Here is an 18,788-nt window from a genome sequence, read left to right on the forward strand (position 1 = left end):
ACGTAGAGGAGTTCCGTTGTGGATATCAACTTAACGCTGATAGGTCAGGCTATTGCGTTCGTAGTCTTCGTACTATTTTGTATGAAGTTTGTTTGGCCACCGCTAAACAAAGTCATTGAAGATCGTCAGAAAACTATTGCTGACGGCTTGGCTGCTTCAGAACGTGCCGAAAAAGACCTTGAAAATGCGCGTGCAACGGCCGAAGAAGAGCTCAAAGCTGCAAAACAACAAGCAGCTGAAATAATTGACCAAGCGAAAAAGCGCGCGGCTAAATTATTAGACGATGAGACTTCACGTGGCCATGCAGAGCGTGAAAAAATTATAGCTTCCGGTTATACCGAAGTAGAAGCTGAGCGTGTACGTGTTCGTGAAGAACTGCGTCAAAAGGTAGCTGCTTTAGCTATTGCCGGCGCAGAGAAAATCATTGAGCGCGAATTAGACGCTGAAAAACAAAGCGACATCGTTGAAAAACTTGTCGCTGAATTGTAATCACGGGGGTTGAGCAGATGTCTGAATTAACTACGGTCGCTCGCCCCTATGCTAGAGCAGCTTTTAACTATGCTGTAGAGCAAGGCGCGATCGAAAACTGGCATGAAATGCTTGCCTTTGCTGCGGAAGTGGCAGTGCAAGAAGACGTGAACCGCTTTTTACAAAGCGCCGCACACCGCGACAAAACCACCGAAGTATTTATTGGTGTTTGTGGCGAACAGCTCAATGAGAAGGGCCAGAACTTAATAAAAGTTATGGCCTCCAACGACCGTTTGTCTGCATTACCTGAAGTAGCACGCTTATTTGCTGAGCTTCGCGCAGAATACGACAAAGAAGTTACCGTTGAAGTAACTTCAGCTACTGAACTGAGTGCTGCTGAACAAGCAAATATCAGTGCAGCGTTGGAAAAACGTCTCGCACGTAAAGTTAAGCTCAATTGTAGTGTGGATCCTTCAGCAATTGGTGGCCTGCTTGTGGAAGCAGGCGATTTAGTTATTGATGGCACATTACGTAGCAAGCTAGCAAGGCTTGCCAACACACTACAATCATAATCGGGGACGAGAGCATGCAACTGAATTCAAATGAAATTGCCGAGCTGATCAAAAAACGCATCGACCAGTTCGAAGTTGTCAGTGAAGCTCGTAATGAAGGAACCATCACTGCTGTAACAGACGGTATTATCCGTATTACCGGATTAGCCGACTGTATGCAGGGAGAGATGATCGAGCTTCCTGGAAATCGCTACGCTATCGCGTTGAACCTAGAGCGTGACTCTGTAGGTGCGGTAGTAATGGGTCCATATGGTGACCTGCAAGAAGGTGTAAAAGTTAAGTCTTCTGGACGTATTTTAGAAGTTCCAGTGGGCCGCGCCCTACTAGGCCGTGTTGTAAACACCCTAGGTTTACCAATTGACGGTAAAGGCGCTATCGACGCAGAAGCACACGAGCCAATTGAAAAAATTGCCCCAGGTGTTATCGAGCGTCAGTCAGTCGACGAGCCAATCCAAACGGGTTATAAGTCAATTGACGCCATGATTCCAATTGGCCGTGGCCAGCGTGAGTTAATTATCGGTGACCGCCAAACGGGTAAAACCGCTATGGCTGTAGACGCCATTATTAACCAGAAAAACACAGGTGTTAAATGTGTTTACGTAGCAATTGGTCAAAAAGCGTCAACTATTGCGAACGTTGTTCGTAAGCTCGAAGAGCACGGTGCTCTAGCACACACCATTGTGGTTGCTGCATCGGCTTCTGAGTCAGCTGCCCTTCAGTACTTATCTGCTTATGCTGGTTGTACTATGGGTGAATTCTTCCGCGACCGCGGTGAAGACGCACTGATTGTATACGATGACTTGTCGAAGCAAGCTGTTGCTTACCGTCAAATTTCATTGTTGCTACGTCGTCCACCGGGCCGTGAAGCTTACCCAGGTGATGTTTTCTACCTTCACTCGCGCTTACTAGAGCGTGCAGCACGTGTAAACGCAGACCACGTTGAGAAGTTCACTAATGGTGAAGTGAAAGGTAAAACAGGTTCACTAACCGCATTACCTATCATCGAAACCCAAGCGGGTGACGTTTCTGCTTTCGTACCTACGAACGTGATTTCCATTACCGACGGTCAGATTTTCCTTGAAACTGACTTATTTAACGCGGGTATTCGCCCTGCTGTTAACGCCGGTATTTCTGTTTCACGTGTTGGTGGTGCAGCACAAACGAAGATCATCAAAAAGCTTGGTGGTGGTATTCGTTTAGCATTAGCTCAGTACCGTGAACTTGCAGCCTTTGCTCAGTTCGCGTCAGACCTAGACGAAGCGACACGTGCTCAGCTTGAGCATGGTCAGCGTGTTACTGAACTAATGAAGCAAAACCAATATGCGCCGATGAGCGTTGCAGACATGGCTGTGTCCATTTATGCCGCTGAAAAAGGCTACTTGAACGATGTTGAAATTGACAAGGTTCTTGACTTTGAAGCAGCTCTAATCAGCTACTTCAACAGCGAACATGCTGAGCTCATGGCGAAAATCAATGAAACTGGCGATTACAACGACACCATCGATGCAGAAATGAAAGCAGGTGTTGAGAAGTTCAAATCAACGCAAAGTTGGTAATTGAACGGGCTGCACGGAAGTGCGGCCCTCAAACGTTGTAATACGGGAGATATTTTATGGCCGTTGGTAAAGAGATAAAAACTCAGATCGGGAGTATTAATAATACTCAAAAGATCACCAGCGCAATGGAGATGGTTGCGGCGTCGAAAATGCGCCGTGCACAAGAGCAAATGGCGGCGAGTCGCCCCTATGCAGACTCTATTCGTGAAGTGATCGGCCATATTGCCCAAGGTAACCTCGAGTACCGCCATGCTTGGTTGGAAGAACGTGAGGTTAAAAGTGTTGGTTACATCGTCGTCTCCACCGACCGTGGCTTATGTGGCGGTTTGAACTCAAACGAATTCCGTATGGTTCTTCGTGATGTTCAAGAGTGGGAAGATAAAGGCGTAGATGTACGTTTCGCTGCCGTGGGTAGTAAAGCATCGGGCTTTTTTAGACGGTTCAGCGGTGGTCTTATTTCTCAAACATCAGGACTAGGCGACAGACCGAAGCTTGATGATTTGATTGGTACCGTTTCAGTCATGTTAAAAGCCTTCGAAGAAGGAAAAATTGACCGCGTGTACTTAGTGTATAACAAGTTTGTTAACACAATGACGCAAGAGCCAACGATGAACCAGCTATTGCCTTTGCCGAAGTCAGAAGAGGTTCAACGGAAACATCCGTGGGATTATCTGTATGAGCCAGATGCAAAGTCTATTCTAGACGTATTGTTGCGTCGGTTTATTCAAAGTCAGGTTTATCAAGGTGTGGTTGAAAACTTGGCCAGTGAACAAGCCGCCCGAATGGTCGCAATGAAAGCAGCGACAGATAACGCCGGCGAGCTTATTGACGAACTGCAGTTGATTTACAACAAAGCGCGTCAGGCAGCGATTACCCAAGAAATATCGGAAATCGTATCGGGTGCTGGTGCGGTTTAACGCACTAGGGCAAAGGTCAGAAAGATTTTGCAAATTAGAGGATAAGTCATGAGTCAAGGTAAGGTCGTGCAAATCATTGGCGCCGTTGTGGATATCGAATTTCCACAAGACGGCGTACCAAAGATCTACGACGCACTACGAGTTGCTGAAGGAGACCTAAAAGGGTTAACGCTTGAAGTACAGCAACAGTTAGGTGGCGGCGTAGTTCGTTCAATCGCGCTAGGTACTACCGACGGTTTACGTCGTGGTCTTAACGTTGATAACACCGGCGAACCAATTATGGTTCCAGTCGGTGAAAAAACACTAGGACGTATTATGAACGTTCTAGGTGAACCTATTGATGAAGCGGGTGAAATTGGTGAAGAAGAGCGTATGTCTATTCACCGTGAAGCCCCTTCTTATGAAGAACAGTCTAGTTCTGTTGAGCTACTAGAAACTGGTATCAAAGTAATCGACTTAATTTGCCCATTCGCCAAGGGTGGTAAATTAGGTCTATTCGGTGGTGCGGGTGTTGGTAAAACAGTAAACAAGATGGAGCTTATCCGTAACATCGCTATCGAACACAGTGGTTACTCTGTATTCGCCGGTGTTGGTGAGCGTACCCGTGAAGGTAACGACTTCTATCATGAAATGAAAGACTCCAACGTACTCGACAAAGTTTCCCTGGTTTACGGTCAAATGAACGAGCCACCAGGAAACCGTTTGCGTGTAGCACTAACGGGCTTAACCATGGCGGAAAAATTCCGTGATGAAGGTCGTGACGTACTATTCTTCGTAGACAACATTTATCGTTATACCCTAGCAGGTACTGAAGTATCGGCCCTACTTGGTCGTATGCCTTCAGCGGTAGGTTACCAGCCGACACTTGCAGAAGAAATGGGTGTTCTACAAGAGCGTATCACCTCTACGAAAGCAGGTTCAATTACCTCAATTCAAGCGGTATACGTACCTGCGGATGACTTAACTGACCCATCACCAGCTACTACGTTCGCGCACTTAGACGCAACCGTTGTACTTTCTCGTGATATCGCGTCGTTAGGTATCTACCCTGCGGTAGACCCACTCGATTCAACCTCGCGTCAGCTTGATCCACAAGTTATTGGGAATGAGCATTACGAAGTAGCGCGTGGCGTGCAGTCGGTACTACAACGTTACAAAGAGCTGAAAGACATTATCGCTATCCTAGGTATGGACGAGCTTTCTGAAGAAGATAAGCTAGTTGTATCTCGTGCGCGTAAAATTCAGCGTTTCTTATCGCAGCCGTTCTTCGTTGCTGAAGTATTTACCGGTGCTCCAGGAAAATACGTGTCACTAAAAGACACCATTGCTGGCTTTAAAGGCATCTTAAATGGTGAGTACGACAGCATGCCAGAACAGGCGTTTTACATGGTTGGCCCAATCGAAGAAGCAATCGAAAAAGCCAACAAAATGTAATCGAACTGGAGGCTTGTGATGGCGGTAAAAACATTACGCTTGGAAGTGGTAAGTGCAGAAGACCAGTTATTTTCTGGTGATGTACAGTCCGTTCAAGTAACAGGTAGCGAAGGTGAAATGGGTATTTTACCCGGTCACATTTCTTTGCTGACCGCCTTGAAACCTGGCATGGTACGTGTTGTAACGGAAGCAGGTAAAGAAGAGCTTTTCTATGTCGCTGGTGGCGTTATGGAAGTTCAACCTGAAGTTGTTACCGTATTAGCTGACACCGCTGTTCGCGGCGGTGACTTAGACGAGCAAGCAGCTGAAAAAGCAATGCAAGAAGCTCGTGACGCATTGACCCATTCGGTACCGGATATGTCATATGCAGAAGCAGCAGCCGAGCTAGCCCGCGCAGTCGCTCAATTACGTGTTATGAAAGAATTGAGAGGCCGTAAAGGCAAGTAACAGGTTCGTAAAGGCGAATACCTTAATGAATAAAGCCCAGCAAAAAATGCTGGGCTTTTTTGTTTTGAAAACACAAAACTTAGAAGCGCATGCTAAAAGTAAACCGCCTGAAGCTGCAGCATCGGGTGTTATGCCTGTAATTTCATAGGCAGTAGCTGCACGCAGGTGTTAATAAAGCCGCTGTGAATAAGGCTGATACAAGAACCTTCTTCAAAACGTATCTCTTTTAGTTAAGGGAAAGTAAAGGTGTACTTAGGGTACAGTAGAAACAAGAAGTTAGCCCGTGGAAAGTGTTTCAAGGTGCAACTAACACTGTTAAAATAATTAACATGAACTCAACTTGCTTGTTTAGGACCATGCACAATGCAATCGAATTTGAATGTTGTAATTTTAGCTGCCGGAAAAGGCACAAGGATGCGCTCGAATCTACCTAAGGTACTTCACCCGGTGGCTCATAAACCTATGGTTGCGCATGTGATAGAAACAGCTCAGCGCCTAGGCGCTAGCCAAACACAGCTTATTTATGGACACGGTGGCGCCCTGCTACAAGACCGCTTGTCTGCTTATGATGTGCAATGGGTAGAACAAGCCGAGCAATTAGGCACAGGCCATGCGGTGCAACAAGCTATTCCGCATATTGAAGACAAGGACCAAGTCCTTATTTTATATGGCGATGTGCCTTTGACCCGCCAAGAAACCCTAGAAGCCTTATTGCAAGCCAAGCAAGACAGTGACTTAGCCTTATTAACTGTGGTGTTACCTGACCCAGCGGGCTATGGGCGAATTGTACGTAATAGCGAAGGTCAGGTCACAGGTATAGTTGAGCATAAAGACGCCACCCCTGAGCAGCATGCTATTCAAGAAGTAAACACAGGTATTATGGCGGCCACGGGCAGTGCCTTAAAACGCTGGCTCAAGGCGTTAGACAATCATAACGCCCAGGGCGAGTACTACCTAACCGATGTAGTGGCTATGGCGAAGGCAGAAGGTGTAGACATTAAAACAGCGCACCCAAGCACCATTGCCGAAGTGGAAGGAGCGAATAACCGCGTACAATTGGCAGCTCTTGAACGTGCTTTCCAAGAGCGTCAAGCGGAAGAGCTTATGCTGGCGGGTGCAACGCTTATGGACCCTGCGCGTATTGATATACGTGGCAACCTAACCATTGGTAACGACGTAGTGATAGACGTTAATGCCGTATTTGAAGGCGAAGTCACCCTGGGTGAAGGGGTTGTGATTGAGCCTAACTGCATTATTCGTAACAGTACCATTGCTGCAGGTGCTCGCATTAAAGCCAACAGTGTGCTTGAACATGCCACCGTAGGAGAGCAGGCGCAGGTTGGCCCATTTGCTCGCCTACGCCCGGGTGCAGAGTTAAAACGTGAAGCCGCTGTGGGTAATTTTGTTGAGGTGAAAGCCTCGGTGCTAGGTGAAGGGGCAAAAGCCGGTCACCTTAGCTATATTGGCGACGCTGAAGTAGGTGCTGGTGCCAATATTGGTGCAGGTACTATTACTTGCAACTACGACGGAGCAAATAAGCACAAAACCATGATTGGCGAAGGTGCGTTTATTGGGTCTAACTCGTCGCTGGTAGCCCCTGTGCAAATAGGCAAAGGTGCTACCACAGGTGCAGGCTCGACCATTACCAGCCAGGTAGCAGACCATGCATTAGCCGTGGGCCGCGGTAAACAACGAAACATTGAAGGCTGGAAGCGTCCAGTAAAAAAATAAAATAGAGGAACAAGTATGTGCGGAATTGTAGGAGCAACAGCTGAACGTCGTGTGGCGGACATCTTATTAGAAGGCCTGCGTCGTTTGGAATACCGTGGGTATGACTCTGCGGGTATTGCTGTCATCAATGACCAAGGCCTACAAGAGCTACGTCGGGTGGGTAAAGTAAAAGCCTTAGCCGATGCACAAGAAGCAACGAATGTGAATGGCCATACAGGAATCGCCCATACCCGCTGGGCAACCCATGGCAAAGTAACGGAAGCGAATGCGCACCCGCACCTTTCGTCTGACACTGTGGCGGTAGTACACAACGGGATTATTGAAAACCATGAGAGCTTGCGCAAACAGTTGCAGGATCTTGGTTATACCTTCCAGTCGGAAACCGACACGGAAGTGATTTGTCACTTAGTGCACCACGAACTAAAAACGGCACCCAACCTGTTAGCTGCCGTGCAAGCCAGTGTGCAACAGCTTGAAGGTGCGTACGGTACTGTGATCATGGACAAGCGTGAGCCCGAACGCTTAGTTGTGGCTCGTTCAGGTAGCCCCTTGGTCATAGGCCTTGGGATTGGTGAAAACTTTGTGGCTTCCGATCAACTCGCCCTGCTTCCAGTGACCCGTGAGTTCATGTACTTAGAAGAAGGCGATGTGGCGTCGGTCACCCGTGAGCAAGTGGACGTTTACGACGTAAATGGCCATTCAGTACAGCGTGAAGTACATACCTCCGACTTACAATACGACGCAGGTGGGAAAGGTGAATACCGTCACTTTATGCTCAAGGAAATTTTTGAGCAGCCCATTGCTATGCGCAATACCTTGGAAGGCCGCATCGACGGCGAGCGCATTGCCATAGACGCCTTTGGCAATAATGCTGAAGAGGTGCTTAAAGACATAAAGCACGTACAAATTATTGCCTGTGGCACCAGTTACCATGCAGGTATGGTGGCACGCTATTGGTTAGAGCAATATGCAGGGGTGTCTTGTAACGTGGAAATTGCCTCCGAGTTCAGATACCGCTCCTCTTATGTATTCCCGAACAGCTTAATAGTGACCATTTCCCAGTCGGGGGAAACGGCAGACACCTTAGCGGCGCTGCGGTTAGCCAAAACCTTAGGCTATAAGGCCAGCTTAACCATTTGTAACGTAGCGAGTTCGTCAATGGTACGCGAGTCCGACTTAGCCTTCTTGACCAACGCGGGGGCCGAAATAGGTGTAGCCTCCACCAAAGCCTTTACCACCCAACTAGCAGGGCTACTTATGCTGGTGGCTGCTTTAGGCCGTAGTAATGGCGTAGACGCACGCGTTGAAGCCCGTATCGCACATGCGTTGGCGTCGCTACCGAATAAGTTAGAAGAAGCCTTAACCATTACCGAAGAAATAGAAGCCCTCGCAGAAGAGTTTGCCGACAAAGAAAACAGCCTGTTTTTAGGCCGTGGCGACCAATACCCCATTGCAATGGAAGGGGCACTGAAGCTCAAGGAAGTGAGCTATATTCATGCGGAAGCCTATGCAGCAGGCGAGCTAAAACATGGTCCGCTGGCCCTTATTGACGCAGACATGCCGGTGATTGTCGTTGCACCGAACAACGAACTGCTGGAAAAGCTAAAGTCGAACGTAGAAGAAGTACGCGCCCGTGGCGGTATTATGTACGTGTTTGCCGACCGCGACGTGGAATTTGAAAGCGACGAAAGCATGCGTGTGATAAATATCGCCCATGTGGACGAGTTAATTGCGCCTATTCTGTATACCCTACCCTTACAGTTGCTCAGCTACTATGTGGCAATTATTAAAGGTACGGATGTAGACCAACCCCGTAACTTAGCCAAGTCGGTTACGGTGGAGTAATGCTGAAAAGGGTAAAAGACACACGTGTGGCGTAGTAATAAAGTTTCATACTAAGTAATAAAGAATTGATCCGTACCACTAAAAGTGGACACTTTTAGTGGTACGGATCAAGTACATAATAGGGAACAATAAGAGCCAGTGTAACGCAAACAATAAACTGGAAATCGCTACGCCCCACATCATTCGCCCAGGTAAAACCGCCCTATGTTGGTACGCCAATGTGGCTATTAGCGCAAAGAGGCATGTGAAAGACGCACCAACAACAGGTCGAAAAGATTCCAACGGGAACCCCATCGACCAAACCACTAAAAGCCAAAGCTCAATGACAAAAAAGCAGTTGCTATGCTCTGATGAAATAAAAAATTTTCATACGAGAGTATTGCTTGTAATCCTCATTTGATCAAACAAGAAGGCTAAATATTAAACACAGAAACTAGAATAGTAGTTGTTTCAAGGAGGTAGTCACGAGGCTTGCGGCGGGTTATTTATGCTTAAGGTAAGGCATACCCCCATTACACAACACGGCACAAAAAACACCGCTTACAGCCCCTAATAAGTGCGCAGCTGTTGCCAATTCAGAAGTATCTCCGCCTAACAAGCTCACTGGCGTAATCCAATAGTCCCAGCTCACTTTAACTATCACCCCTACCAGTAACCAGCGTCCGAATTTTATTTTTTGCCAAACATCAGAGACCGCCCCAAAGGCAAAGACACCATACAACACCCCGGAAAAACCTAGATAGTCCTCTATTTCAGGGGCGAATACCCACATTCCTATACCACACCCCAACGCCAACACAGGCAACAGCCAGAGCATTCGCCTGCACGAAAGATGCTCAGCAAACAGTAACCACGCCAACCAGACGCCTGCGGTATTCAACAATAAATGGGGCCAGTCGAGGTGCATAAACTGCCCAGTAAACACCCGCCAAATCTGACGTTCCAGTAAATGACGTTGATACAATAACGATTCTGCCCCTGCAGGAGCGAAAAGAACAACAAGAAACAACACCCATAAAAATACACTCAGCACTACAAACGGTAGTACTTGGTGTCTGGCAAGTGGTAGTTGTGTGCTTAGCAAAAATATTCCCTAATCCCGCTCCGATCCCAGCCCTAACCGGACGGCATGCCAAGCGGCTTCAGCACGAGAACAGATACCTAGTTTACGATAAATATCCTTGATGTAACTGCCAATGGTATGTCCTGAAAGTTTCAATATCTCTGCCGCTTCGCGATTACTCAAACCACGTCCGATCAAGAACAATACCTCACGTTCTCGCTCCGTCAATGTAGTGTCGGTAGTGCTGTCGGTTGGCCCGGTCAACCGGAAATGTCCCATAATTCGACGTGCAACAGAAGGAGACAGAGGAGGAATTCCTTCTGCCATCATAGTGAGTTGCCTGACCAGCACGTCTTCAGGGTGCTCTTTAAGCAAATAACCATTAGCGCCAGCCACCAACGCACCCACAATAGAAGCATCGTCACCCATCACTGTGGTGACAATACACAAAGTTTCTGGGTGTTGCTGATGCAAGGTTTCTAACACTTGCAAACCAGAACCATCTGGCAGACCAAGATCAATAAAAGCCAGATCATATTGCTCGTCTGTCGCCAAGCGAATACCCATGCTGACATTAGCAGCTTCGTCTATCTCGCACTCGCCAAATGCCGCACATGCAACACCTGCCAGCCAACGGCGGGTATCTCCGATATCTTCAACAATCAAAATCCTTTGCATGGTTTCCTATTTCCTACCAAAGCGTTCCCTTTGTCAGAATAGCGAAAATACATAAAAAAGCGATCAGAATCTAAGTCACCGGAAATTGCACAGTAATTACAGAGCCTTGGTTGTTCGCCTGTTCACCTAAAGTAAAAGTTCCACCCAAACCAATCATGCGGGTACGCATATGATCCAATCCATGCCCCACTGTTACGTTCTCTGCGCTAAAACCGCAACCATCATCTGCTACTCTGATCGTGAGCATAGGTCTAGTAAAGTCAACATGAATGCTTACCTGCTCTGCGCCTGCGTATTTCAACGTATTCTGAACGGCTTCACGAATCACTGAACGTAACGTATGCACGGCGATCATGGGTAAAACAACCGGTTCATCTCTTTTTACCTGCCAATCTAAAGCAATATTGGCGGCACACAAAAACTCTGCAATTTGCGCTCTTAAATCAGCCAATACTTCATCCAATGGTGCACCTTGCATTCCTGCGTTATTAATAATATCGCGTAAATCCGTCAACGTCTCTCTGATGAAAGTATTTTTCCGATTCGCATTCTGGCTATGTAAAGCGCCCAGCAGTTGCACACCTATATTGTCATGAATATCACGCGCAATGCGTTGGCGCTCCTCTGCTACACCTTTTTCATATGCAACCCGACTTTCCTGCGCATTCGTCAGCATTGCAAGCAACTCATTGGCCAATGCAACATCCCGCAGAGAAAACAGTTTTCGCCCGGAATCAGCGTACTCCAAACGGCAGCTAGTTAAGTCCCCAATAGCAGGTATGCTGAGTGCAAGACCGTCTTCCATTAACTTTGCTTTAGTGTGTGTATTTTGCGTAATTTCCATGCTTAATGGCCGAAATGCATGTTCCAACAGACTACGCCAGCGAGCATGTTGGTCACGACCAGGGGGAGTTAATGCCACATCCATAACTTGCCTAAACAGGTTTTCATAATCTAACGTTTCACCTCGGCTCAACAATAAACGCTCCAATCGGTCACGCAAAGGTAGCCAGACCAATGACACAATCAACAATGATAAAGCGAACGCAGGAGCACGATTATCCACTATAGTGGCAATCAGAATGGCGTCTAGTCCCAGCAACAGCAACACACCAATCACGTAAAACAGGATACGAAATGCCCATTCACCCAGTTGAAATAACCGAAACCGTGCCACACCAAATGCGGCGCCAATATAGACCAACAAGAAAAATAGAAATGCTTCGCCCTGTGAAACAAAGCTGCCAATACCCAATAAGTTAGGCGTAATCACAGTAGCAACAAATGCCCCGGCTCCAATCACTGCGCTCAAACCAAACCAACTCAATATTGCACGGTCACGCGGATTCCCTTTTGCTACCTTAAGCTGCACCAACACCAATGTAATAATGCTCAACATCGCCAACACCACTGCCAAATGAAAGCCAAATGCAGGTCCTTCAACAAGTTGCCAAATATCCACCACTTGAGAAGCAGCCAATAGCGTCACCGGTACAAGCAACCAACGGGATTTCACTAATTTGCGCGGGTACTGCAAAAACAATCCAATCATGCCCATACCAAAAATAATTGCTCCTGCGTGATTAAATATTGAAAGCCATTGAAACAAGTCACCTGGTAAAGCCAGCTCACGAGTAGAGTAGATAGCCGCAGGAAAGGCCGAAATCAACAACCCTGCCCCTGCCAGTGCAAACATACGAGTTGCCCACTCTGCACGCCGTAGCACCCAGATCCATGTCCCCATCCAGAACCCCGCTAAGCCAACACCAATCTGTAACCAGAATGCCAACGGCAACGAAGATACGGGTCGTTCTTGCTGTGGTTTTATCTGGTGAATACTCGTATCGCCCTCCTGAGACTGCACATGCAACATCACTTCTGGTTGTCGCAAAACCGCATTTAACTTCGACTGTCGAGCAAAAAAGTCTCTCATTGCAGCGTAGCTAGCCAACGCGTCAGGTTCTTCAATTAAGTCGTTTGGCATAAGCTGAATAATGCGGCCATCGGCACCACTGATCGCTGTAATTGAAGCTAATCCTTCAGGAATATCAGAATGTCGGCTTAATGGACTATTACGATCAATACTATTAAGCCATAACCCCTCAAATGCCTGCGGAGTCGCCAGTCGAGGATTATCGGTCAGTTTGGCGCCAAGCCATCTCTGGTCCATCGCCACAGCTAACATCAAGAATGCCAATATCAAACTCAGAGCCATAGCAATCGACAGTAAAACATTGGGTGTAAATCGAATAGACAAAGTAGCCTCTCTTTATATTTTCACCTGTGATTCCCTAAATGCAGATCGCACTCGTTTAGCACATTGAAGTATATGTGCTTCAGCATAACTACCCATGAATTCTTCACCTACCCCCCTGTTCAGGGGGGTGACAGATGAACACTTACCACGAACACTCAAGATATTAATATAGCGCGGGAAATCTATTGTCACGCTCAATGTCGCAGAAATCTTACCCGTAAAGCACAAGAGCGTATCCGACTATTTTATAACCGAGCAAACAGCTCTGCCGTATCTGACTATTTGTTCTACAGCCTTATACAACGAGGACAGACACCAATGAGTTGCTTAATTACGTCTTATTCCTCTTGGAGACATTATTATGCGTAATACATCTTTATTGAATATTAAACACATGAGTGCAGGAATGCTTTTAAGCTGTAGCTTTCTGTTCGTAGCGCCTCACGCGCTTGCGTCTAATACGCCTTCTGACCTTGATGTGTCACTTGCAGGAAGTGGCTCAACGTTATTGGAGTATCGTCATTCAGGGTTAGAACCAGACATTTTTCGCGATTGGAACCACCCGGCTTTTGCAACCTATGTGAATAACGATGGTTCATTTACTATTGTAGGGGCTACCGACATAGCGTGTGACGATTGTGGTGATTTTACTACTGAGCGCAAGATGGTTATTGTTCGCTTCGCTGCTGATGGAAGTTATATAGGGGAAGGAGTAACCGATAGTTCCTTTTTAACAGCCGCAGCCTTTAGTCACGACGGTAACAAAGTGATTGGTGCCGGAGAAGTTTCTTTTAATAACCGTGTATTACGAAAATTCAACCTCGACGGCTCACTCGACACCAGTTTTGCTGATGGCGGTAGTTATGCCGATATTGATCAGCGACTACCTACTGTTCCAGCCATCTTTATCGACCGGGAAAACCGAATTCTCGTGAGCTTCCATAGAGAAAAAGGTTTAAGCCGCTTTCTCCCCGACGGTACGTTAGACACAAGCTTTGGCGTTGACGGAAGTACAGGCGCGGGTACTCTGAATTATGCCAGCTACGAGAACCCTGGAGCTGATATCGTTCAAAGTGATGACGGCCACTATTACGCACTCACAAAAGGAGTTTCCGGTAGTCCATACATACTCAAATACGACGAGAGCGGGCAAATAGTCACTACTTTTGGCAACAGCGGTATTCTGGAGATGCAAGAAGAGCATGTTCACCGCATTGTCGCACTTCCCGACAATGGTGTTGCCACCATAACGTCAAATTACCAAGGGCAACAGGCGAAAGTATTACGCTACAATAGTGACGGCGAACTGGAAGCGGAAAGCCCTGTTATTGCACAAAATTCGTCGGATACTGGCTATATTCAGCTCGGCGTTGGTCAAGGTGGGCAAATTTACCAAGTCAATGACGAACACCTACTCACCGCTATTACATGGTTAGGTAGAACTGCAAGTTGGCAGATGACCACTCGTACCCTTTTTGCGATGTGGAATATTGACGATTTAACGCCAGTACTCAGTTTCGATGATGGCGCCGACGATAACAATAATGGTATCCGTGTTCACGACGTATTTGGCTTCGACAGTAGCAACCCACTAACAAATCAGCAATTAACTCAAGATGCACAAGGTCGATTTGTATTGATTGGTCATACTGTGGCTAACGGGCAAGACAATATTGAAGATGGTGTAGCGTCTTGGGCAGTCGTACGTCTGTTAGGTGATAGCGATGGAGAGCCAGTTGTAGACACTACACCTGATGCATTTGAATTTGAACCCGCATTAGACATGGCGCTTTCATCAACGGTGACTTCAAACGCAGTCACTATCCTTGGTATTGAAGCCGCAACTCTAGTTTCGATAACCGGTGGTGAATACTCCATTGGCTGTGGTGGTAGTTTCACCAGCGCAGAGGGAAATATTAATAATGAACAAACCATTTGCGTGCGTCATACCAGTGCAAATGACTGGGACACAGAAACCACAACCACACTGAATGTCGGAGGCGTAACCGCTGATTTTATCAGCCGAACCATGTTTGACCCGGATTATGAACCCGACACAACGCCTGAGCCATTCAACTTTGAACCGCAAAGCGATGTTCCTGTTCTTGAAAGAGTTGTATCCAATACGGTAACAATTACAGGCATTGATGCTCCGGCGACCATTTCAGTCAGTAATGGCGATTACTCAATCGGTTGTAGTGACGAGTTAACCAATGTCGCTGGCGAAATAGACAACCAACAAACCGTTTGTGTAAGTCATGTTTCCGCATTCGGTTGCCTTGCCGAAACTACTACCGTTCTTACGGTGGGAGGCGTGCAAGCTAGCTTTACCTCAACCACACTCGACGATAGTCTCGACAGCGACGGTGATGGTATTAGTGATTGCATAGACACCTCACCTTATGACGCTGCCGAAGCATCGTTAAATCTTGGTGGTGGTAACACAATGGATATCGCAACCGACAATGGTGAATTCCGTGATATTGAGCTAATCGACCCAGAGGAAACCAGCAACCAAGAAGGTCGTCCAGAGAATTACGACTTCCCATACAGCCTTGTGAGCTATGAAGTAGTAAATCTTAACCCTGGTGACTCCATTACGGTTAACTTAGAATATCCCGCTAACCTACCAGCAGGGACACGTATATTTAAATATTCCGACGACGCTGGATATGTCGAATTCGAGTCTGCTGTCATTAACGGAAACCAAGTAACACTTACGCTCACAGACGGAGGAGAAGGCGACGCAGATGGAATTGAAAACGGAACTATTGTTGACCCTGTAGGCCCTGCTGCCCTTAGTGATAGCGGCGACGGTGGTGACGGTGGTGATGGTGGCAGCAACAATGAAAGAACGCCTGAAAAACGCAGCAAGACTTTTTTAGGCTCCACTTCACTATGGTTATTGCTAGGCTTCACCCTGCTAGCAAGAAGACGTTTCTTAACCAAACGCTCGTAGTAGTTATGTCGAACCTGTAAAAGGAATTACAGGTTCGGCTCTTTGCCGCACGCATATTTTTATCCAGACTGAACTAGCGACCTACCGATTTTGAGAGCAAGGAACCACTGTACATTTTACTCTTGTGGATTCAAATCAAGTCTTTTTAGAGCCCTTTCTGATACTTTATCTTCAATATCCCTATAACTATCTAGAAATTGCTTAGATACAACAGGCTCACTTTCGAGCACGATATCGATAGCAATTCCTTTAGTATTCTTTACTTTACCCGCTTTTCTAAAAAAAATATTATAGCTTCGTGGTGATACACCTTCAAAACTTAAAAAAGATACATTATCTTTTTCATTTGTTTCACTTATGGCGTCATCATGAAGACGCTACAATTCTGGCAGTTTCACGGGAAGCTGTAGCGTCAGGCGAGTAGTTGTTTGAAGCGATTCGATCTTGATATCACCATGCAGCAAGTGAGCGCGCCGCTGCATGTTGGTTAGCCCATTGCCAGAATGGGCCGTGTCCTCGGAGAAAGGCTTGCCGTCGTTAAGCACTTCGATTTGTGCCTGTGTTTCGCTCGTTTGCCTTCCTGTCACTGTAATGTAACTGGCGTTGCCATGACGAACTGCATTGGTGATGGCTTCCTGAAGAATGCGCAATACACTTAGTGCTTGGGAGGGAGTCAGCCCAGTGATCTCCGGTAACCGTGCCATAGACCATTCCAGTGTGATACCCAAGCGCTTGAGCTGACGTTCCAAGCGCTCACGTAAGCCAGCTAGGACCACCCGTAGTTCGCCATCTTCGATGTCCAGTGAATAAATCACTAAACGAAAGTCTTCCAGCGCTTCGCGGGCAGAAACCTTAACCTGATCATTGCGACCACGCTCAGACAGCGCGATGATTGAGGCCAGATGGCCGGATACACCGTCGTGAAGATCTGTAATCAGGCGTTGACGCTCCTGACTCAAGGCACGGCTGGCTGCTTCCTGGAGTTCCTTTTCATGGAGCCGAGACAGCTCTTGTTCCTGCTCATTGAGCCGTTGTGTCAACCAGGCGTTGACGTTATCAAGCCGGTTAAGGCTAAGCCCAAGGCGTCGCATCAGAATCATGCCAATGCCGATCATGAGCAGCGGCCGATAATAGAGGCTCAAATATATCGGGCCGTCCAGTTGAAGCCTGATCAACGCATAATCATGCAATGCAGCCAGAACGCTCAGCAACAGGGGAAACAACAATAACGCAGCTTCACTGCTGCGCCGTGCCCAGACCGCCCAAAACGTCACCACAAGCCCGGCCAGTAGGCCAAGAATATTCAAAGGCGCATTGACCCACTTCACAATTTGTAATTCCGGGACAAGGCCCGATAAGCCCGCTAGAATACTGAGCGAGGGAATCAGCACGGTTGCGTATTTCAACCAGCGTGGCGGGGTAATACCGGCAAGTAGCAGTGTTGTAATCACCAGTATCGGGCTGGCGGAAGAGCCCATCATGTAGAAATAGGGCATCATTCCTAGTATTTGGGGGAAGAGGTCATGAAGTATCCCGAGATAAATAAACATAGAGCTGGTCAGCAACAACGAGAGCCAGCCAAACAGGGCCTCTTGGGGGCGATAGAGCCACAGGATCAGAACCACTAACGCCATGAATAATTGCCCGGAAGGCACCATGAAGCGCGCGTATTCCATAAGGAAGACGCGCGTGCGGTAATAGGGTGTCAGTTGTTCGGGTTGTCCCACATACAAGGCAGACAAGTAGGCGGGAACCAGGTTCGATGACTGCAACTGGATATCGAGCCGATTATCATCCTCGCGCAGCAAGTAGTCAGGCAGGGAAATCAATGCGGGCACACCCGATGCCAGACTAATCATGCCTGAACGTTGCGTGGTGTCGAAAATTTGTGTGCCGTTCAGAGAAATGATGGCGCGCTGGCTGACCATAGGAATAAACAGGTGTGGGTTATCATCATCTACCGTTGACAGATTAACTTGAAAGTAATGCCAGCCATCAGGGGAGAGTCGTGCCTGAGGCAGGGTGGCCGGTTGCCATTGGCCGTTGTCTAGGCGCTGTACCTCGGTCTCGGTGGGGAGTTCGGGCGCGGGCAATGTGAACCATAAGGGCAGACTGGCCACCCCTGCGAGCAAGCTCCAAAAGGCGACTAGCCACACCCGGCTCATCATAGCCGTATCAAACCTCGTCGCGAGGCCTCAAAGACGGCTTCAGAGCGGTTGCTAGCTGCAAGCTTTCGGTAAATATTTTTGATATGGGTCGGTACGGTATGTCGGGAAATGTCCAACCATTCGGCGAGTTCCGCATAGGTAAAGCCTTTGGCAATGCCACGCAGGATGTCCATTTCTCGTGGTGTCAGTGCTGGCCCTGACGGAGCATCTGTGCGGTGAGTCATGCGTCGCACCAGAATTCGGGCGATAGACGCGGAGATCGGAGACTGACCGGCACGCAAGGATTCGATCGCTTCGACCAGTTCCAGCGAGTCGGCATCCTTTAGCAAATAGCCCAAGGCGCCGGCCTCGATAGCAGCCAACACGCTTTCGTCGTCGGCCAATACCGAAATCACCATAGCATCGGCGTCGGGACTGTGTTGCCGCAGAGAGCGGATAGCGTCGATACCGTGACCATCTGGCAGATTTAGGTCGGTCAGCAACAGATTCAGAGGCTCGCTGGAGATCACCTCCAGCGCCGCCTCCAGGGTTGCGCAGGCCGCGACCAGCTCGCAGCCAGGCCAGGCTGTGAGAATGTCGACAAACCGCTCACGCAATGGAGTGTCGTCCTCCAGCAAGAGGGTGCGGTAACAGCTCTTGTCGTTCATCGAACTCCTCCAGTTATTTCCAAGCTGCCACTATTCACTAGTGGCA

Annotated in this window: 15 protein-coding genes; 10 read left to right on the forward strand and 5 right to left on the reverse strand. The window is 47.8% G+C overall.

Annotation, left to right across the window (positions count from 1 at the left end):
- Positions 1–18: 18 nt before the first annotated feature.
- The 9 genes from atpF (at position 19) to glmS (ending at position 8,970) form a co-directional block, all read left to right on the forward strand.
- Positions 19–489 carry a F0F1 ATP synthase subunit B gene (gene atpF, locus CWE15_RS00535; RefSeq protein WP_126756118.1) on the forward strand — a complete coding sequence of 157 codons (471 nt, stop codon included), beginning with the start codon at positions 19–21 and terminating at the stop codon, positions 487–489.
- Between the two features lie 17 nt (positions 490–506).
- Positions 507–1,040 (forward strand): F0F1 ATP synthase subunit delta, encoded by a 534-nt coding sequence (gene atpH, locus CWE15_RS00540; RefSeq protein ID WP_126756119.1) that lies wholly within the window; start codon positions 507–509, stop codon positions 1,038–1,040.
- A 14-nt stretch (positions 1,041–1,054) separates the two neighbouring features.
- Positions 1,055–2,596, forward strand: coding sequence for a F0F1 ATP synthase subunit alpha (atpA, locus tag CWE15_RS00545; protein WP_126756120.1), 1,542 nt, complete (start codon positions 1,055–1,057; stop codon positions 2,594–2,596).
- A 56-nt stretch (positions 2,597–2,652) separates the two neighbouring features.
- Positions 2,653–3,513 carry a F0F1 ATP synthase subunit gamma gene (gene atpG, locus CWE15_RS00550; protein WP_126756121.1) on the forward strand — a complete coding sequence of 287 codons (861 nt, stop codon included), beginning with the start codon at positions 2,653–2,655 and terminating at the stop codon, positions 3,511–3,513.
- 48 nt (positions 3,514–3,561) lie between these two features.
- Complete coding sequence (gene atpD, locus CWE15_RS00555; protein ID WP_126756122.1) at positions 3,562–4,947, forward strand: F0F1 ATP synthase subunit beta; 1,386 nt, start codon at positions 3,562–3,564, stop codon at positions 4,945–4,947.
- A gap of 18 nt (positions 4,948–4,965) precedes the next feature.
- Positions 4,966–5,394, forward strand: a complete 429-nt coding sequence (locus CWE15_RS00560; RefSeq protein WP_126756123.1) for a F0F1 ATP synthase subunit epsilon — start codon at positions 4,966–4,968, stop codon at positions 5,392–5,394.
- 25 nt (positions 5,395–5,419) lie between these two features.
- A complete protein-coding gene (locus CWE15_RS12095; RefSeq protein ID WP_275065500.1) occupies positions 5,420–5,542 on the forward strand; it encodes a hypothetical protein in 123 nt (40 codons plus the stop codon).
- 215 nt (positions 5,543–5,757) lie between these two features.
- Positions 5,758–7,125 carry a bifunctional UDP-N-acetylglucosamine diphosphorylase/glucosamine-1-phosphate N-acetyltransferase GlmU gene (glmU, locus tag CWE15_RS00565; protein WP_126756124.1) on the forward strand — a complete coding sequence of 456 codons (1,368 nt, stop codon included), beginning with the start codon at positions 5,758–5,760 and terminating at the stop codon, positions 7,123–7,125.
- Positions 7,126–7,140: 15 nt separating this feature from the next.
- Positions 7,141–8,970: a glutamine--fructose-6-phosphate transaminase (isomerizing) gene (gene glmS / locus CWE15_RS00570; RefSeq protein WP_126756125.1), complete on the forward strand. Its 1,830-nt coding sequence runs from the start codon at positions 7,141–7,143 to the stop codon at positions 8,968–8,970.
- Positions 8,971–9,451: 481 nt separating this feature from the next.
- On the opposite strand, the gene rrtA is transcribed toward glmS, so the two are convergent.
- The 3 genes from rrtA to CWE15_RS00585 form a co-directional block, all read right to left on the reverse strand.
- On the reverse strand, positions 9,452–10,054 hold the full coding sequence (gene rrtA, locus CWE15_RS00575; protein ID WP_157980684.1) for a rhombosortase: 603 nt from the start codon (positions 10,052–10,054) through the stop codon (positions 9,452–9,454).
- 9 nt (positions 10,055–10,063) lie between these two features.
- Positions 10,064–10,711 carry a response regulator gene (locus tag CWE15_RS00580; protein ID WP_126756127.1) on the reverse strand — a complete coding sequence of 216 codons (648 nt, stop codon included), beginning with the start codon at positions 10,709–10,711 and terminating at the stop codon, positions 10,064–10,066.
- 70 nt (positions 10,712–10,781) lie between these two features.
- The gene (locus CWE15_RS00585) at positions 10,782–12,968 is read right to left on the reverse strand and encodes a sensor histidine kinase (protein ID WP_126756128.1); all 2,187 of its coding nucleotides are present in this window, start codon (positions 12,966–12,968) and stop codon (positions 10,782–10,784) included.
- A gap of 361 nt (positions 12,969–13,329) precedes the next feature.
- On the opposite strand from CWE15_RS00585, the gene CWE15_RS00590 reads away from it, so the two are divergent.
- On the forward strand, positions 13,330–15,927 hold the full coding sequence (locus tag CWE15_RS00590) for a choice-of-anchor U domain-containing protein (protein WP_126756129.1): 2,598 nt from the start codon (positions 13,330–13,332) through the stop codon (positions 15,925–15,927).
- A 377-nt stretch (positions 15,928–16,304) separates the two neighbouring features.
- Here CWE15_RS00590 and CWE15_RS00595 read toward each other — a convergent pair whose 3' ends face one another.
- Together CWE15_RS00595 and CWE15_RS00600 are read right to left on the reverse strand one after the other, a co-directional pair.
- Positions 16,305–18,095 (reverse strand): sensor histidine kinase, encoded by a 1,791-nt coding sequence (locus tag CWE15_RS00595; RefSeq protein ID WP_126756130.1) that lies wholly within the window; start codon positions 18,093–18,095, stop codon positions 16,305–16,307.
- Positions 18,092–18,742, reverse strand: coding sequence for a response regulator (locus tag CWE15_RS00600; RefSeq protein ID WP_126756131.1), 651 nt, complete (start codon positions 18,740–18,742; stop codon positions 18,092–18,094). The genes CWE15_RS00595 and CWE15_RS00600 overlap by 4 nt, the downstream gene beginning before the upstream one ends.
- Positions 18,743–18,788: the final 46 nt, after the last annotated feature.

This window comes from Aliidiomarina taiwanensis (assembly GCF_003987015.1).
GTDB lineage: Bacteria > Pseudomonadota > Gammaproteobacteria > Enterobacterales > Alteromonadaceae > Aliidiomarina > Aliidiomarina taiwanensis.

Coding starts and splice junctions, on each gene's coding strand:
- atpH (WP_126756119.1), top strand. CDS start 507: ATGTCTGAATTAACTACGGTCGCTCGCCCCTATGCTAGAGCAGCTTTT.
- atpA (WP_126756120.1), top strand. CDS start 1,055: ATGCAACTGAATTCAAATGAAATTGCCGAGCTGATCAAAAAACGCATC.
- atpG (WP_126756121.1), top strand. CDS start 2,653: ATGGCCGTTGGTAAAGAGATAAAAACTCAGATCGGGAGTATTAATAAT.
- atpD (WP_126756122.1), top strand. CDS start 3,562: ATGAGTCAAGGTAAGGTCGTGCAAATCATTGGCGCCGTTGTGGATATC.
- CWE15_RS00560 (WP_126756123.1), top strand. CDS start 4,966: ATGGCGGTAAAAACATTACGCTTGGAAGTGGTAAGTGCAGAAGACCAG.
- CWE15_RS12095 (WP_275065500.1), top strand. CDS start 5,420: ATGAATAAAGCCCAGCAAAAAATGCTGGGCTTTTTTGTTTTGAAAACA.
- glmU (WP_126756124.1), top strand. CDS start 5,758: ATGCAATCGAATTTGAATGTTGTAATTTTAGCTGCCGGAAAAGGCACA.
- glmS (WP_126756125.1), top strand. CDS start 7,141: ATGTGCGGAATTGTAGGAGCAACAGCTGAACGTCGTGTGGCGGACATC.
- CWE15_RS00580 (WP_126756127.1), bottom strand. CDS start 10,711: ATGCAAAGGATTTTGATTGTTGAAGATATCGGAGATACCCGCCGTTGG.
- CWE15_RS00590 (WP_126756129.1), top strand. CDS start 13,330: ATGCGTAATACATCTTTATTGAATATTAAACACATGAGTGCAGGAATG.
- CWE15_RS00595 (WP_126756130.1), bottom strand. CDS start 18,095: ATGATGAGCCGGGTGTGGCTAGTCGCCTTTTGGAGCTTGCTCGCAGGG.
- CWE15_RS00600 (WP_126756131.1), bottom strand. CDS start 18,742: ATGAACGACAAGAGCTGTTACCGCACCCTCTTGCTGGAGGACGACACT.